The sequence below is a fragment of the Paraburkholderia atlantica genome (genome assembly GCF_009362785.1).
Classification (GTDB): Bacteria; Pseudomonadota; Gammaproteobacteria; order Burkholderiales; family Burkholderiaceae; genus Paraburkholderia; species Paraburkholderia atlantica.
Window position 1 is genome coordinate 39,654 of the sequence record NZ_WHNQ01000013.1, and the last position, 16,227, is coordinate 55,880.

Genomic DNA, 16,227 nt, shown 5'->3' on the forward strand with positions numbered 1-16,227 from the left:
ATGTTCGAACTGATCGGCAGCGTGTTCATCTTATTGGGCGCCGTCTTTCTGTTCTCGGCCGGCCTCGGGCTGCTGCGCATGCCGGATGCCTATACGCGCATTCAGGCCGGCACCAAGGCGTCGACGCTCGGCAACATGCTCGTGCTGATCGGCCTCGCGTTCTACCACCCGAGCTGGACCTTCCGTCTGATCCTGCTGATCTACTTCGTGCTCGTGACCAACCCGGTGTCCTCGCATGCGCTATCGCGCGCCGCCTGGCTGGTCCGCACGCCGATGACCCCGTCCACGATCACCGACGCGCTCGCGGACGAAGACGCGCGCACCGCCGGGAAGGCCGAATCATGATGCGCCGCGTGTTCGCGCTGCTGACGGTGCTGCTGTTCGCGGTCGTGTTCTGGCGAATCGTCGGCGGCTATACGGAGTTGCAGGGGCTGCGCCCGCTCGCCTGGTATTACGTCGTCAGAGGGCCGCTCGAACTCGGCGCGCCGAACATCGTGACCGGCATCCTGATCACGTTTCGCGGCTTCGACACGCTCGGCGAAGTCGCGGTGCTGTTCATGGTCGCGGCGAGCGTCGGCGTGCTGCTGAAAGAGGCAAGCAACGCGACTCCCACCGCTGCGGCGGACGAAGCCGCGCTTGCGCGCCGGCCCGCCGGCGAAATCGTACATACCGGCAAGCAGGTGCTGCTGCCGATGATCTTCACGTTCGGCGGCTACGTGATCGTCAACGGCCATCTGTCGGCGGGCGGCGGCTTCCAGGGCGGCGCGATCGTCGCGTCCGCGGTGATGCTGATGCTGCTCGCGCGGCCCCGCTCGACGCTGAACGTCGCGCTGCTGAGCGTCGTCGAATCGCTCGCGGGCGTGCTCTATGTTTGCATCGGCATTCTGGGCCTCGTGCTCGCGGGCGGTTTTCTCGACGCGCGCTTTCTGCCGCGTGGCCAGTTCGGTGCGTTGTTCAGCGCCGGCGCGATCCCGCTGATTTCCACGCTGCTCGGGGTCAAGGTCGGCGCGGAGCTTAGCGTCATCATCGACCGGTTCAGAGGCTGAACGAAGGAGAGCGCATGAGCACGGGCATCCCGGTTTCGAAGATCCTGTTGATCACGGGCTTCTGCCTTTCCTTGATCGGCCTGTGGGGCATGCTGACCCACCGCAACATCCTGCGCATCATCATCGGCTTCGCGGTGATCGACACGGGCCTGCACATCGTGATGGTTGCGACCGGCTACATCACGGGCGGCACCGCGCCGATCATCGACGCGGCGCTCAGCAAATCCGCCGCCGCGCATCGCGCGATCGATCCGATTCCATCGGCGCTCGTCGTCACGGCGATCGTGATCGGGCTATCGGTCACCGCCATCATGCTGTCGTTCGCGATCCGTCTTTACGCGGCCAAAAAGACGCTGTCCATCGACGCCTTCACCGAGTCGAAATGGTAGCCGCGCTGTTTCATCCGTTGCAGATCTTCATTCTCGGGCTCGGCGGCGGCTTCGTCATTCCGCTGCTGTATCGGCTCGGCAAGCCGTGGCTCACACTCGGTTTTTTCATCGCGCTGTGCGGGATCGTGCTGGTCTCCGGTGTGTCGTTCTATGGCCTGCTCGACGGCGGCGACACGATCGAGGTGCTGACCGCGGGCGCGCTGCCGCCGGTATCGATCAATCTGCGCTTTGGCCTGTGGGAAGGCTTCTTCACGTTCAGCGTCAACGTGGTCGCGCTGCTCGGCGCCTTGCATCTGTGGGACCGCCTGCGCGGCAACTACGCGGCGCTGCTGCTGTACCTGATTCTGGTGATGGGCATCGACGGCATGGTGATGACCCGCGACCTGTTCAACCTGTTCGTGTTTCTCGAGATCGTGTCGATCGCCACATACGGCCTGTTCGGGCTCGAGCGCACGCCCGCCGCGCTCGCCGCCGCATTCAAGTACATCCTGGCGACCGTGATCGCGTCGACCCTGTTCCTGCTCGGGGCGGTGCTGCTCTACTACGTGAGCGGCACGCTGAACATCGACGAATTGCTGTCGCTGCGCGAGCAGATCGGCGGCCCGGTCGGCACGGCCGCGATCCTGCTCGTGTTCGCGAGTCTCGTCATCGAGCTGAAGCCGTTTCCAGCCAACGGCTGGGGGCTCGACGTCTACGAGACCGCGCCGAGCGGCGTCGCCGCGCTGGTATCGGTCGGCGTGTCGGCGGGCGTGTTCTTCGCGCTGCTGAAATTGCTGCCGCTATTCGACGGCCAGCTGACGCTGCTCGCGGTGTCGGGCGGCGTCACGTTCCTGTTCTCGAACCTGCTCGCGATCAAGCAGACGAAACCGCAGCGCGTGCTGGGCTATTCGTCGATCGGGCAAATGGCGCTATTGATGCTGTCGCTCGCGTTGTTGCGCCAGGTCGGCGCGGACGCATCGATCCCGCTCGTCGTCGGCGGCCTCTTCATCAACCATCTGTTCGCGAAGGCGGGGCTGTTCTGGCTGAACGGCGTGCTACGGCGGCATGGCGACGATGCACGCGCGATCCTGTCGCGCAGCCCGTTGCTGATCGGCCTGCTCGGCCTCTTCCTCGTCGCGATTGCGGGGCTGCCGCCGTTCCCCGGCTTCTGGGCGAAGTGGGAACTCGTGATGCGTTTGACCGCGGCCGGCAAGCCGTACTGGATCGTGTTGATCCTGACCGGCTCGCTGCTCGAAGCCGGTTATATGTTCCACTGGTTCGTGCGCGCGCTGGCTCCGTCCGACGTCGAGGCCAAGGCGCACCCGAACCTCGCCGCGCTGTTGCCGCTGTTCTGCGCCGCCGTGCTGCTGATCGCGGCAGCCTATATGGCGGCCGTGTTCTCGGGTGTCGCGTCGGCGTGGATCTTCTCGCCGCTGGCGGCAGGCGCGCTGTTCTATGCGGCCGATCGTCTGCCGGGGCGCGTGAAAGGCGTGCTCGCGGTGATCGCGATTGGACTGATCGGCAGTCTGCTCTGCGAGGGCTCGGGCGGAATCGCCGGGCTGTTCGCCTGGCTGCTGCTCGCGGGCAGCCTCGTGATCGCCGCGGCGAGTCTCTATCGCGACGATGTGCGCCCCGGCTTCTATCCGATGCTCGTCGTGCTGTCGCTGTCGATTCCGGCGCTGCTGCGCTCGTCGACGTCGCTCGAATTCTTCTATAGCTGGGAGATCATCACGCTGTCGTCGTGCTTCCTGATCGCGAAGTGCCGGCGGGCGGGTCCGCACGTGCTGACCTTCCTGCTGTTTTCGCTGCTGGCGGCGTTCTTCCTGCTGGCGGGCTTCGCCAACGTGGCAGCGATCGACGACACCATCGCGCTATCAGCGCTGATCCATTCGGGACCGGAAGCGAACTACGCGTTCGTGCTGCTCGCGGCCGGCTTTCTGATCAAGGCGGGCGCGATCGGCGTGCACGTATGGCTGCCGGGCGCCTACACCGAAGCGGAAGACGACGTGACCGCGATGCTGTCGGCGGTGGTCAGCAAGGTCGCGATGTTCGGCCTGCTGATCGGCACCTACCTGACGATACGCTCGGAGGTCGGCCTCGAACTCGCGCACGTGATGACATGGATCGGCATGCTGACGGCGCTGTTCGGCGCGCTGATGGCATTGCGGCAGAACGACTTCAAACGCATGCTCGCGCTGTCGAGCATGAGCCAGACCGGCTATATCGTCACCGCGATCGGCTTGATGAGTCATCTCGGCTGGGTCACCGCGCTGTACCTGGTCGCCAATCACATGTTCGTGAAAGGCATTCTGTTCCTCGCGCTCGCGGGTGTGATCTTGCGCACCGGCACGCGCAACTTCGCCAATGTGGGCGGCCTCGCGCGCGAGATGCCGCTGACGTTCGCGATGGTCGTGATCGCGCTCGTGTCGATGTCGGGCCTGCCCCCTCTGATGGGCTTCGGCGGCAAATGGCTGCTGTTGAGCGCAATGACCGACAAGGGCTGGTACGGGCTCGCCGTATGCGGACTGCTCGCGACCTGCGCCGGCTTTCTGTACATGCTGCGGCTGTTGAACGGCGTCTTCCTCGAGCCGCGCCCGCCGCAGCGGCCGCAGGTACGCGAAGCGCCGGTGATGCTGCTGGTGCCGCAATTCCTGTTCGTGATCGGTATCGCGATCCTGTCGTTCTTTCCGAAGGTGTTGCTCGGACCGGTGTCCGCCGCGATCGATCCGCAGTTCGCGGCGACGCTGGTATGGGGCGGCATGTCGCTCGAAAGCATCTACGGGTTCTGGAATCCGACGCCGGTCGTGATCGTCGTGCTGATCGTCACCGCGATCGTATTCGGACTCGCTGCGCTGTACTACCGCAGCCGCCGCGGCAACGCGCGCAACGCCCCGGACTTTTACCACTTCTACCGGCCGATGCTGAGCCGCACCGTGCCGCCGGTCGCGCAGATTTTCTGGCGCGGCCTATCGCATATCGCGCTCGCGGCGGCGGCACGGATACGGCGCGTCTATACCGGCAACGGGCAGACCTACGCGCTCTACGTGCTGCTGTATTTTCTCGTGATCTATTTCGCGAGTACGGGATTGGGTCCAGCGGGGACGCCATAAGCGTGCGGGTGATCCTGGCGCGGCGGCACGGGGGGCCGCCGCGCATCAGGTTCCACGCGACCTAGTCAACGATCAGCGAACGAAATATTCTTCCGCTACCCACCCTTCCTTGGTCAGGCGCACGCCCTCGCGCAGCTGCATGGTGCCGGCGCCCTCGATCACACGCGCCACCATCGGGAACACTCGCTGGAACTCGGAAGTCTTGGCGAAAGGCGCCGGGTCGATCTTATAGGTGTAGAGCACCGAGGTCCTGGTCTCGCCGTCGCGAGTCAGGGGCGGCTCCCAGCCCACCACCTTGTCCAAGGACAGCGTGGCCACGCACAGATCGGCGTCGTGCGTGACCGTCTTCCCGGGCGTCGCCACCACCACCGGATTGTGCAGGTAGAACTTCTTGCCTTCGTCGGTCAGCACATACTCCCGTCCCGGCGCCTCGATCTTGGCCCCGTCCTCGCCAGTGCGTTCGACCATCATCGCGGTGCTCTTGACGAGCCCCAGCTTTTCCATCACCGGCAATTGCAGCGCATCGCGGGAATGCGTGACCACGGCGTCCTGATCGGCCACGTGGATGGGCCAATCGTATTTCGCCACGCACAGGTGGCCGCGGTCGGCGAGGTAGTGCGTGATGGTGTTGGTGAAGTTCTCCGCGGAAGGTTCGGCCTTGTTCTGGCAACCGCCCAAAAAGAACGACGCCGTCAGGGAAACCGCAATGGCAGTGCCGCGCACCGCATTCGAAAAATGCATCATCGTGGATAGTTCAAGTATTCAGAAGGATCAATTCACGCAGCTACCGCTCGTGGGCTGCGTTGCGGGAGCGTGGTAGCCGTCGCTCAAGGTATTCAGGAAACAGATCACGTCCTGCACGTCCTGATCGGACAGTTGCGGCGCCGAATGGACAGCACGCGGCTGCGCGCCGTTCAACGCGGTGGTGCCGCCCGCGTCGGTCTGGCCCTGCCCCAGCGGCAGTTCCTCGTCGATATTGCCCTGGTAGGCGGCCGGCAGATCGTTGAACATATTCACCGTCGCGCCCGCTGCATAGCTGGGTTGCAGCGCATAGCTCGGGTTGCTGGTCAGCTTGGTCGAATCGCCACCCGTGGACGGATACCAGTACTCAGGGTTGGTGTCGCGTGTGTTGTAGAAGCGAACCACCTGCTCGAGCGAGTGGAACACGCCGTTGTGGAAGAACGCGTTGCGCGCGGCGACGTTGCGCAGCGTCGGCACCTTGAAGCGGCCGCAGTACGGGTCCGGGTTGTTCACGCCCGTAAATGGGTCCGGGCCGGCGCCGCTGGTGGCCGAAAGCGGTGTGTGGCTGTCATAGCTGCCGTTATTGATCGGGCCGCACAGTCCCATGTCGTAGTAGCTCGCGTTCAGGTTGGCCGCGATGGGGTTCGGATTGTCCGGGATCGACGCGTCGTTGCGCGGCGCACCGATCGCCTGATAGGTGAAGTCGGTCCCCAGCGCGTTCGAGCCGTTGAAGTTGGCGCCCATGAAATGACAGGCCACGCAGCCGGCCCCGTGATCGGTATCGTTGAACAGGTTCATCCCGCGAATTTCGGCCGGCGTCAACGTGCCGCCGATCTTGTTGTTCGCATACAGGTCGAACTTGCTCGAATACGGCGCAAAGCTCGGGTCCTCATTCTGGAAGGCCTGCAGCGCGAGTCCGATGTCCTGGAACGCCGTGTCCGTATCGCCGAACACGGCCGGGCCGTACACCGCCGTGAACTTTGCGGCATACGCGGAGTTCTTCACCGCCTGCACCACCGCGTCTCTGGAGGCGTTGTTCATCTCGATGGGATTGAGCAGGGGCAGCGCCACCTGGTCGGCCAGCGTCTTGCCGCGGCCGTCCCACATGAACCCGCCGCCCGGCGCGTTCGCCGTGATGCCGTCCGGGTTCGAAGCATTGTCGTCGTAGGCCGGCGTCATCGCCTTGTAGCGCAGCGAGGGAACCGCGCGCTGGCCTTCCGATACGCCATCGGAACCGAGTTGCACCGCCAGGCTGTTGGGCGGGCCGTAGGCGAACGCGGGATCGTGGCAGGACGCGCATGCCTGGTTCTTGCCGCCAGACAGGTTCTTGTCGAAGAACATTTGCTGACCGATCTGGGCCGCCGCGCTCAGTGTGCTCGTAGGCGCCGACCCCGAGGACCCCGTTGAGCCCGTACCGGCGTCAGTCGAAGGCGACTGCGACGAGCCCCCGCCCCCGCAAGCGGCCAATGTTGACAAGATGACATACAGCGCCCCCGCATAAACCTTGCGCATCGCTACTCCCCCGGCTTTCTTCGATAAAACACCCGGCGGGGGAGTGGCCGAACCACTCCCCCGCGCAGGCTACTGCTTGATGAATGGCACGCTTGCGCGTGCTTACCCTTTAGTACTTTTTATTACTTCGCTGCCCACAGGTTCTTCTGGGTCGCGTCCGGACCGACTTGCGCCGGATCGCTGACGTCACCCGTCTGGAACTTCTGCGTGTAACCGGCCGGAATCACGTAGGCATGGTTCATCGGACGAACCGCGTCGTAGTGCGTATCGGCGCTGCCAGCGTACTCAGGCAGGTTGGCGATGTTCTGCGCAATGTACGATTCCGTGTACTTCGAACGGTTGGCGTACGAAGTCGGAACACCCGGGTCGGCCAGCTGGAACATGTCCTGCAGCGTGCGCACGAACGAGAAGTGGCTGTACGTATCGCTGTCGGCGACGCCCTTCGGCGCGGTGCCGACGTCTTGCTGGTTGGTCATCAGCACAAAGATCGAGTTGCCGTGACCCTTGTTGCCATTGCCGTACTTCGCCTGAACCGGGGTCCAGGTGCCGTCCGCGTTCTGCATCTGCGTAGCCTTGCCACCCACGTCCCAGCCGCAGCAGGAGCTGCCGGCGCCGTTGGACGCGCCATTGCCTTCGTCGAACATGACCACGATGGCAACGTTGCGCTGCTTGTTCTGCCACAGCGGCGAAGCCTTGATCTTCTGCACCACGGCGTTGGTGTAGAAGTCGGCGCGGGTCAGCAGCGAGTGAGCCGGAATGGAACCCGAAGCGGTCGTGCTGTCCTTACAGGTGCCGTCGCTGCCGGTGCCGTGCAAGTCATCACACTGGTCAGGCATGATGAAGTTCAGCGTACCGACGTCGCCCTTCGCGAGGTCGGTGCTGAACTGGTCGACGTTGTAGCCGGTCGGAACCTTGTACAGCGTCGTGTTGGTCAGGTCGGCCGCGTTGGTGTAGTACTGGGTACCGAAGATCGTGCGGTTGTTCGCGTAGAACTCCGGCTGGTTACGCACGTTCTGGTAGGCCATGCCCGGATGGTGCTTGGTCTTGTACAGCGAGCCGGGCATGGCGAACGGCGTGCCCGTTACGGTGATGCTGCCGTCGGTCTGGTTATAGGCCTGCGATACGCCCGTGTCACCGAGGCTGTCGGCGCGCGGATCCTGACCCGGGTTCATGGATTCGCTGTAGGTACGCCACGTCAGGCCCGCATTCGAAATCTGCGTGAACAGGTTCGGCGCGTTCATGATGTTGTGGTTGGCAACGGAGCCAGTGCCATCCGTCGAGCACGCCTGGTTGGCGGCTGCCGTGTAATTGGACAGCAGCGATCCAACGGCCACGGTGGCGCCGCCGGCGGTGGTACCGATGATCGGGTCGTTCGGCGTCAGCGCAACGTGGGCCGGCAGCGGTTGGCCGTCGGAAGCCGTGCCGCCGGTGAAAGGCTTGTCCGTCGGGGCGGTGGTGCCGGTGGCAGCGCAACCCCACCAGTTGTCGTCGCCGATACCGAAGTCGTCGGCGCCGCCCAAGGCGGTGTAGTTCGGCTCGGACGGGCTGCCGGTCGCGAAGTAGGTCGAGAAGTAGTTGCCGTTGGTGATCATCGAGTTGACCGCCGGCATGTACGCCGAACCCTTGACGCGGTTCGTGCTGCTGTTCTCCAGCATGATCACGAAGATGTTGTCGTAACGCGGAATCGCTTCGACGTTGAACGCAGCCTGCTGAGCTTGTGCGAAGGTGATCGCCTTACGCGCATCCGTCGGGATCGTTTCGCCAGCGGTGATGCCCGAAACGCTTGCCAAGGTGGGATCGCCACCAGCAACGGCCAGCGCGTCAGGGTACTTGTCGCCACGATCGAGCTTCGTGGTCGCGTACGTGTAGCGGTTGGTCAGTGCGTTTTGTTCGAACAGCACGGCGTACTGCTCGGCGCCGGACAGGGTGTTGACGTCGGCCAGGACGTCGGCGGCGGGAACCGTCACGGACGCGTCGTTGAACGCCGGGCCCGACAAACGAGTGGACAGATTGGCCTTCTCCGCCGCGTACTTGGTGCCGTTGGCTTCGACGAGCCGCTGCACTTCGCTCGACAACGGGCTGATCACCACCTTGGTGGCGCCCTGGTCGGCGATCTGGTCGGCCGAAGCGCGCAGGATCAGGTGGCTGGCAACCTTGGCGGCCGATGCCGTGTTGGTGGCCGAAGTGGTGATGTCAGCGACGAGCGGACCCTTGGCAGTCGTGGTCAGTGAGAAGTGTCCGTTGCTGTCGGTCTTCGCGGAGACTTCGCCACTGTCGAGCACACCGTTGCCATTGGCATCGACGAACACGGTGGCACCCGAGTAGTAGCCGGCCTTCAAGGTCGGGTTACCGCTCGCGCTGCCTGGGACGAAGGCTGCTGCGGCGACCACGCCCGAGTAGGTCGTGCCGGCGGTCGTGCCGCCGTTGTTGTTGCTGGCAGAGGGGCTGTCCGAATTTCCACCGCAAGCTGCGAGCACGCAGGCAGCGGCAACGGACGTTAGACAAAGCGCCGGGCGCATTTTGTGATGCGATGACATGTGAGGGACCCTGTGGTAGTTGTATCGGCAATCGCTTTTTTGTGGGGTAGGACTTAGTAAAACTAGCGAATAATATGAAGCGATTGTGTAAAAAGTATGTCCGCTCACGATAAGGGGAATTGCGTGAGAACCTGGCCTGGTTCTATTCACATCTTTTTTGAAAAGTCGCAATGCACGGCCAAATAACTGAAATGAAATAAAGCCGCGAATGCCTCGCATGCTGCGAGTGCGGCGCGATGGCACGTTTCGCCCCGCATGGGCCGAACCAATGAACAAAGGTACGTGATGATGTACTGCGAGCAACCTGGGCACGTTGCTCGCAGGCACATGAGACCGGTGCGAGCACCGTGGTGGGAAAAGGTGAACGAAACGAGATGACTGGACCGCGACCAGACGGTGGCTGATCGCTTAGCCACGGTGTACTAGAAGTCGCTGCAGGCGGTCCGCATATAGCGATGGTAATGTCGCGAAAAGAGAAATGAAATGGAATACATCGTTTTACTAACGACGAGATGACCGGCGTTATCGACGAGCACAAGTAAACCAGACACCGGCACCCGCTAAGAACGCCGCGCAATTTAAGTAATGACTCACTCGCTCGTGGAATCGACCGTCAATTGCGTACCGTCATCTCGCGCGGGACGCTGCACGACACGAACGAGCCCGCTGCCCCCACCCCCGCAGAAGAACAGATCCGCGCCGTTCGATTCGAGTCCGGAGATGCCAGTGCCGGCCGGCATCTCGACGCTTTCGAGCACCTCGCCGCTGCGCGGATCGATATGCCGCAGCTCGCTCTCGTCGCCTTCCCACGTGCCATGCCATAGCTCGCCATCGACCCACGTGACGCCGGTCACGAAGCGATTCGATTCGATCGTGCGCAGCACCGCGCCAGTCTCCGGATCGACCTGATAGATTCTTCGTTCGGGATACTGACCGACCCACAGCGAACCCTCGGCCCATGTCAGGCCCGAGTGGCCGCCGTCGCCGGGCGCCGCGATCGTCGACAGCACACGGCCGCTCTGCGGATCGATCTTCTGGATGCGGCCGTTCGCGATCTGGAACAGGTGCTCGCCGTCGAAAGCCGTGCCCGCGTCGGCGGGCACCGGGATAGAGCGTAGTGTCTCGCCGCTCGCCGGATCGAACGCGTCGAGCCGTTCGCCGGTCGCGATCCACACCTGCCGGCCATCGTAAGTGACCCCGTGCACTTTATCGACGCCCGTAAAGGGCCCATATTCGCGGACGATTCTGGCGGCAGAGTGGTTCATGGTGACCATCCTAATCACGAAGGGAACGGGGAAGGGAGTAACAAAGCCGTCGCGAATCCGGCGAGCGGCGGCGTCATCCAGCGGCGCGCGCGCCCCTCGCCCACCGGCTGCACCTTGCCGGCCTCGGCGAGCGAGTCGAGCGAGCGTTGCACGGTGCGCTGACTCGCGCCGAGCACGAGGGCAAGCGCGGAACTCGACCACGATTCGCCATCCGATAGAAACGCGAGCAGCGCCGCATGCTCGCCTTCGACCGGCGGCGCCAGCACGACGACCTCGCGCGCATGACGCGGTTCGAGCGCGAAGCCCCGCGTCGTCGCGCTGACGCTCGCGAGCGTGCCGAGCGCCGCGCGCAGCCGGCCGATCTCGACGCGCAGCCGCGCGCGATGCGATTCGTCGGCGCGTTTGGCACGGAATGCGCGTGCGACGAGCGCGTCGCGCGGCACGTCGTCGGGCCATGCCTCGCCGAGCACGCGGGCGAGCGCGAACAGCACGGGTCGGCTCGCGAGCGCAACCGCCGCGTTCGCATCGCGGATCGCGTAGCGGCAAGCGTCAACGATCAACGGGCCGCCCGCCTGATTCGAGGTCAGCAGCTTCTCGATTTCATCGAGCAGGATCGGTTCTTCTTCGCCATGCGCGATCTTGCGCGCCGCCGGCTTGCTCAGTGCGACCGAAGCGCTTTCGACTTCCGCGATCAACGCCGGAATACCGGCCTCGCTTGCCGCGCGTGCGGCCCGCGCCAGTGCGGCACGAGCGGCGCCGCTGCGCAAGCGCCGCAGCGCAACCCCCGCGACCACCAGTTCATGCGCGGCACGCAACGCGGGCGGAAACGGCCGGGGATCGAGCGCCGCAAGCTTGCGCTCCGCTTCGTCGAGACGGCCGATCAGCAGCAGACGCCGCGCCGCCAGATAGCGCGCATGCGCGGCATTGACGCGATCGCCGTGCGCGTCGAGCGTGGCGGTCGCGGCATCGAGTGTTCTGGCGGGCCAGGCGAGATCGCGCGACGCGAACGCGATCTCCGCTTCGGCGACCACGCAGCGCGCACGGGCGACCGCATGCTGCGCGCCGAATGCGCGTGCGGCGCCGCGCACCAGCGCCTTGGCGCGCAGGAAATCGCCGAGCTGTGCCATCGCGATGCCGCGCAGCGCGAGCGCCGGCGCGTCGTCGCGCAACGCGACGCGGTCGAGCGCGCCAAGCGGATCGCCGGCCGCGAGCGCGCGCGCCGCCGCCGAAATCAGCGCGTCCACGGCGTGCGAGTCCGCGCGTAGCACGTCAATGCATCAAGCGAATCCCGCCACACTTGTCACTCCCACCCAATGGATGCCCGGTCCTAATCTAGCACGACCACCAACCCTAACCGATGCCGTCGGGCAAGACCTCGCGCGGCGCGGCACGACTCACGGAGGAACTCACGATGACCACGCATCCGATCGGAACACGCGAACAGTGGCTCGACGCGCGACGCGCGCTGCTCGACGCGGAAAAAGCGCACACGCGACACGGCGACGAGCTTGCGCGCCAACGTCAGGCGCTGCCATGGGTGAGGGTCGACAAGGCCTACCGCTTCGATACCGACGAAGGCAGCGCGTCGCTCGTCGAGCTGTTCAGAGGACGTTCGCAGCTGCTCGTCTACCACTTCATGTTCGGCCCCGACTACAAGGCGGGCTGCCCATCGTGCTCGTCGATCGCGGACGGCTTCGGCGGCTTCGCCGTGCATCTCGCGCATCACGACGTGATGCTGATGGCGGTGTCGCGCGCGCCGCTCGAGAAGTTGCAGGCGTACAAGCGGCGCATGGGCTGGACGTTTCCATGGGCGTCGTCGGCAAGCGGCGACTTCAATTTCGACTTCAATGTCTCGTTCACCGAGGCGCAGCAGCGCGCCGGCGATATCGAGTACAACTACGCACGCAACAGTCACGCGATGGACGTGAGTCCCGCGCCCGAGCCCGTCGCCCAATTCGCGGCGACCTGCGGCACCGACGCCGCCACCTATTCGCGCGACCGGCCCGGCATGAGCGCGTTCGTGCTCGAAGACGGCGTCGTCTATCACACGTATTCGACCTACGCGCGTGGCGTCGATGCGCTGTGGGGCATGTACCAGTGGCTCGATCGGGCGCCGAAGGGACGCAACGAGACAGGCATCTGGTGGCGCCGTCACGACGAGTACGAGCGGTGATGGGCCCGCTCGTGCGCGCTGCCTGCGCGAGCGGGCAGCACTTCTCCACGTGGCGCGCGATGCGCTCATCGCAGCGCGTGTTCGTCGGCGTCTGCGCGTTGGTGTTCATCGCGAGCGTCGCGGCGACACTGGCGCACAACGCGTCGATGTCGGCGATGGGCGCGCTGCCGATGCCCGGCGGCTGGTCGATGTCGACACTGTGGATGCCGACCTGCGGGCGCACGTGGGCCCGCACCGCGGCATCGTTCATCGGCATGTGGATCGTGATGATGGCGGCGATGATGCTGCCGTCGTTGATGCCGACGCTGCTGCGCTATCGCGACGCGGTCGGCGCGCGGGCGAGCGCGGGGCGACTGGCGCTGCTGACGGTGCTCGTCACTGGCGCGTATGCCGTCGTATGGACGGTGCTGGGCGTGGCCGTGTTTGCGCTCGGTGCATCGCTCGCGGCGTTCGAGTTGCGGTGGCTAGCGCTCGCTCGTTCGGTGCCGTTAGCGGCCGGCGTGGTCGTCGTGCTCGCTGGCGTGTTGCAGTTCAGCAGGTGGAAAGCCCGCCGCCTCGCCTGCTGTCGCGCGAAACCGAGCCTGGCCGCCGACGCGGCAAGCGCGTGGCGATACGGTCTGCGCATCGGGATCGACTGTGCCGGTTGCTGCGCGGGGCTGACGGCGATTCTGCTGGTCGCCGGCATGACGGATTTGCGCCTGATGGCGGCCGTGACGGTCGCCACCACGGCCGAGCGGGTCGCGCCGGACGGCGCGCGCGTCGCCCGGGCGATCGGCGCCATAGCCATCGGCGTCGCAGGTTTGCTGCTTGTCCAAGCGCTCTCAGCGGGCTGATACACGCGCCCTATCCACCGTTGATCGCTTCGCAAATCGATGCTCGACAGCCTTGCTGCCCCAATATTGTTTTAGTTACGGAAACAGTGAGTTCAGGAATTAGGTATTTACCCTAGTTCCGGCTCCCCCTAGACTGTCATCACTGCTGCAAACAAATGGTTTCGCAGCCTAACAAGACAAAATCTGGAGGTAGTAAAAATGAAATCGCTCGTTCAAGCTGTCGTTATCGCCGCTACCCTTGCTGCTCCGGTTGCTGTTTTCGCTCAATCGAATCAGCCGCTGACCCGCGCGCAAGTTCGTGAAGAGCTGGTCCAGATCGAAAAGGCCGGCTACAACCCGGCACGTTCGAACCCGAACGAATATCCGTCGAACATTCAGGCTGCTCAAGCCCGCGTCGCGGCGCAAAACAGCGCGGTCGGCGGCGTGACCACCGGTTCGTCGCAACAGGGCCGCGCAGCGCAGTAAGCCGCGTTCCCGATTGAAAAGTTGATGTTGCTGTACCTGCCGGAGCGCTTTGCCATAGCGCTCTTGCAGCTTCCCCTACTGGCCCGCCATCGCGATTGAATGTGATGGTGGGCCAGTTCCGTTTTGGGCATCCCGCCTGCACATGGCGGCCGAAATGGCTCGATGGCCTTGCTGCCCCAATATTGGTTTAGTTAGGGAAACAGTGAGTTCAGGGATTAGGTATTTACCCTAGTTCCGGCTCCCCCTAGACTGTCATCACTGCTGCAAACAAATGACTTCGCAGCCTAATAAGACAAAACCTGGAGGTAGTAAAAATGAAATCCCTCGTTCAAGCTGTCGTTATCGCCGTTACCCTTGCTGCTCCGGTTGCCGTTTTCGCTCAATCGAACCAGCCGGTGACCCGCGCGCAAGTCCGTGAAGAGCTGGTTCAGCTCGAAAAGGCCGGCTACAACCCAGGGCGCTGGAATCCCAACACCTACCCGTACGACGTTCAAGCTGCCGAAGCCCGCGTCGCGGCGCAAAACAGCGCGGTCGGCGGCGTGACCAGCGGTTCGTCGCAACAGGGCCGCGCAGCGCAGTAAGCCGCGTTCCGGTTGAAGAGTTGCTGTTGATGTAGCTGTACCTGCCGGAGCGCTTTGCCATAGCGCTCTTGCAGCTTCCCCTACTGGCCCGCCATCGCGATTGGATGCGATGGTGGGCCAGTTCCGTTTTGGGAAGCCCGGCTAGTGTCGCGTCAGACCGCGCCCGGGTTGATATACGCGGTCTTCACCGACGTGTAGAACTCGCGGGCGTACGCGCCCTGCTCGCGCGGACCGTAGCTCGATCCCTTCCTGCCGCCGAACGGCACGTGATAATCGACCCCCGCCGTCGCGGTGTTGACCATCACCATGCCCGCCTGCACATGGCGGCGGAAATGACTCGCGTACTTCAGCGACGTCGTGCAGATGCCGGCCGACAGACCGAACTCGGTGTCGTTAGCGACCGCGAGCGCTTCCTGGTAGTCCTTGACCTTGATCACCGACGCGACCGGCCCGAACACCTCTTCGCGGTTGATGCGCATCGCCGAGGTCGTCTCCGTGACCAGCGCCGGCGCGAGGAAGTTGCCCGGCGTCACGCCTTGGACGCGCTCGCCGCCGAACACCGTGCCACCCTCTTCGCGCGCGATCGCCAGATAGCGCTCGTCCTGCTCGAGCTGTTTGTCGTCGACGACCGGGCCGATCTGCGTGCCGTCCGCGAGCGCATCGCCGACCTTCAGCGCACGCATACGCGCCTTCATGCCGTCGATGAAGCGGTCATAGATCCCTGCGGTCACGATCAGCCGGCTCGATGCCGTGCAACGCTGACCCGTCGAGTAGAACGCGCCGTTGATGCAGGCTTCGACCGCGACGTCGAGATCGGCGTCGTCGAGCACGACCATCGGGTTCTTGCCGCCCATTTCGAGCTGGAATTTCTTGCCCGACTCGAAGCACTTCGCGCCGATCGCGCGGCCCGTCGAGACGGAACCGGTAAAGCTGATCGCATCCACATGCGGCGACGACACCAGCGCCTCGCCGACCACCGAGCCGCGGCCCATCACGAGGTTGATCACGCCCGCCGGCGCGCCAGCCTCGGCGATGATCTTGACCAGCTCCCACGTGCTGCCCGGCACCAGATCGGCCGGCTTGATGACGACCGTATTGCCGTACGCGAGCGCGGGCGCAATCTTCCACGCCGGAATCGCGATCGGAAAGTTCCATGGCGTAATCAGGCCGACCACGCCAACCGGTTCGCGCGTCATTTCGACCGTCATGCCCGGCCGCACCGACGGCACGATTTCGCCGCCGACGCGCAGCGCTTCGCCCGCGAAGAACTTGAAGATCTGGCCGGCTCGGCCCACTTCTCCGATCGCCTCGGGCAGCGTCTTGCCCTCTTCACGCGCGAGCAGCTTGCCGAGCTCTGCCTTGCGCGCGAGGATCGCGCTGCCCGCCTGGTCGAGCACGTCGAAGCGCTGCTGCGGCGTGGACAGCGACCACGTCGCGAAAGCCTTGCGCGCGGCGCTGATCGCGCGATGCGTCTGCTCCGCGTCGGCTTGCGCGAATTCACCGATCACGTCATCGAGATTCGACGGATTGACGTTGCGCGACACACTCGCGCCGTCGACCCACTGTCCGTCGATGTAGTTTGCAAATTGACTCATG

The 16,227-nt window shown here is 64.5% G+C and carries 14 protein-coding genes; 8 read left to right on the forward strand and 6 right to left on the reverse strand.

All coding sequences use genetic code 11. The annotated features are described in order from the left end of the window. The 4 genes from mnhG to GCT19_RS19585 are packed head-to-tail and all read left to right on the forward strand — an operon-like array spanning position 1 to position 4,524. The gene (gene mnhG / locus GCT19_RS19570) at positions 1-345 is read left to right on the forward strand and encodes a monovalent cation/H(+) antiporter subunit G (protein ID WP_152852852.1); all 345 of its coding nucleotides are present in this window, start codon (positions 1-3) and stop codon (positions 343-345) included. Beyond that, positions 342-1,046, forward strand: coding sequence for a Na(+)/H(+) antiporter subunit B (locus GCT19_RS19575; RefSeq protein WP_152852853.1), 705 nt, complete (start codon positions 342-344; stop codon positions 1,044-1,046). The genes mnhG and GCT19_RS19575 overlap by 4 nt, the downstream gene beginning before the upstream one ends. A 14-nt stretch (positions 1,047-1,060) precedes the next feature. Continuing rightward, a complete protein-coding gene (locus GCT19_RS19580) occupies positions 1,061-1,435 on the forward strand; it encodes a sodium:proton antiporter (RefSeq protein ID WP_013093972.1) in 375 nt (124 codons plus the stop codon). Beyond that, positions 1,429-4,524 carry a complex I subunit 5 family protein gene (locus tag GCT19_RS19585; RefSeq protein WP_152852854.1) on the forward strand — a complete coding sequence of 1,032 codons (3,096 nt, stop codon included), beginning with the start codon at positions 1,429-1,431 and terminating at the stop codon, positions 4,522-4,524. The genes GCT19_RS19580 and GCT19_RS19585 overlap by 7 nt, the downstream gene beginning before the upstream one ends. 72 nt (positions 4,525-4,596) lie before the next feature. Here GCT19_RS19585 and GCT19_RS19590 read toward each other — a convergent pair whose 3' ends face one another. The 5 genes from GCT19_RS19590 to GCT19_RS19610 all read right to left on the reverse strand — a co-directional run bounded on the left by GCT19_RS19590 (position 4,597) and on the right by GCT19_RS19610 (position 11,823). Beyond that, on the reverse strand, positions 4,597-5,268 hold the full coding sequence (locus tag GCT19_RS19590; protein ID WP_152852855.1) for a hypothetical protein: 672 nt from the start codon (positions 5,266-5,268) through the stop codon (positions 4,597-4,599). A gap of 27 nt (positions 5,269-5,295) precedes the next feature. Next, positions 5,296-6,777, reverse strand: a complete 1,482-nt coding sequence (locus GCT19_RS19595; RefSeq protein WP_152852856.1) for a cytochrome-c peroxidase — start codon at positions 6,775-6,777, stop codon at positions 5,296-5,298. Between the two features lie 122 nt (positions 6,778-6,899). Further along, complete coding sequence (locus GCT19_RS19600) at positions 6,900-9,314, reverse strand: alkaline phosphatase family protein (protein WP_026228337.1); 2,415 nt, start codon at positions 9,312-9,314, stop codon at positions 6,900-6,902. Positions 9,315-9,904: 590 nt separating this feature from the next. Further along, entirely contained in the window at positions 9,905-10,579 is a 675-nt protein-coding gene (locus GCT19_RS19605) for a Vgb family protein (protein ID WP_152852857.1), read from the reverse strand. Positions 10,580-10,593: 14 nt separating this feature from the next. Beyond that, positions 10,594-11,823 carry a helix-turn-helix domain-containing protein gene (locus tag GCT19_RS19610; protein WP_321576834.1) on the reverse strand — a complete coding sequence of 410 codons (1,230 nt, stop codon included), beginning with the start codon at positions 11,821-11,823 and terminating at the stop codon, positions 10,594-10,596. A 167-nt stretch (positions 11,824-11,990) separates the two neighbouring features. Between GCT19_RS19610 and GCT19_RS19615 the strand changes: the two genes are divergently transcribed. From GCT19_RS19615 to GCT19_RS19630, 4 genes are all read left to right on the forward strand, one after another. Then, positions 11,991-12,752 carry a DUF899 domain-containing protein gene (locus GCT19_RS19615; protein ID WP_152852858.1) on the forward strand — a complete coding sequence of 254 codons (762 nt, stop codon included), beginning with the start codon at positions 11,991-11,993 and terminating at the stop codon, positions 12,750-12,752. Continuing rightward, complete coding sequence (locus GCT19_RS19620) at positions 12,752-13,585, forward strand: DUF2182 domain-containing protein (protein WP_152852917.1); 834 nt, start codon at positions 12,752-12,754, stop codon at positions 13,583-13,585. Before GCT19_RS19615 ends, GCT19_RS19620 begins: the two co-directional genes overlap by 1 nt. Positions 13,586-13,783: 198 nt before the next feature. Continuing rightward, on the forward strand, positions 13,784-14,050 hold the full coding sequence (locus GCT19_RS19625) for a DUF4148 domain-containing protein (RefSeq protein ID WP_013093963.1): 267 nt from the start codon (positions 13,784-13,786) through the stop codon (positions 14,048-14,050). Between the two features lie 314 nt (positions 14,051-14,364). Next, positions 14,365-14,631, forward strand: coding sequence for a DUF4148 domain-containing protein (locus GCT19_RS19630; protein WP_152852859.1), 267 nt, complete (start codon positions 14,365-14,367; stop codon positions 14,629-14,631). Between the two features lie 152 nt (positions 14,632-14,783). On the opposite strand, the gene GCT19_RS19635 is transcribed toward GCT19_RS19630, so the two are convergent. Next, positions 14,784-16,226 carry an aldehyde dehydrogenase family protein gene (locus tag GCT19_RS19635; RefSeq protein ID WP_018433696.1) on the reverse strand — a complete coding sequence of 481 codons (1,443 nt, stop codon included), beginning with the start codon at positions 16,224-16,226 and terminating at the stop codon, positions 14,784-14,786. Position 16,227: the final 1 nt, after the last annotated feature.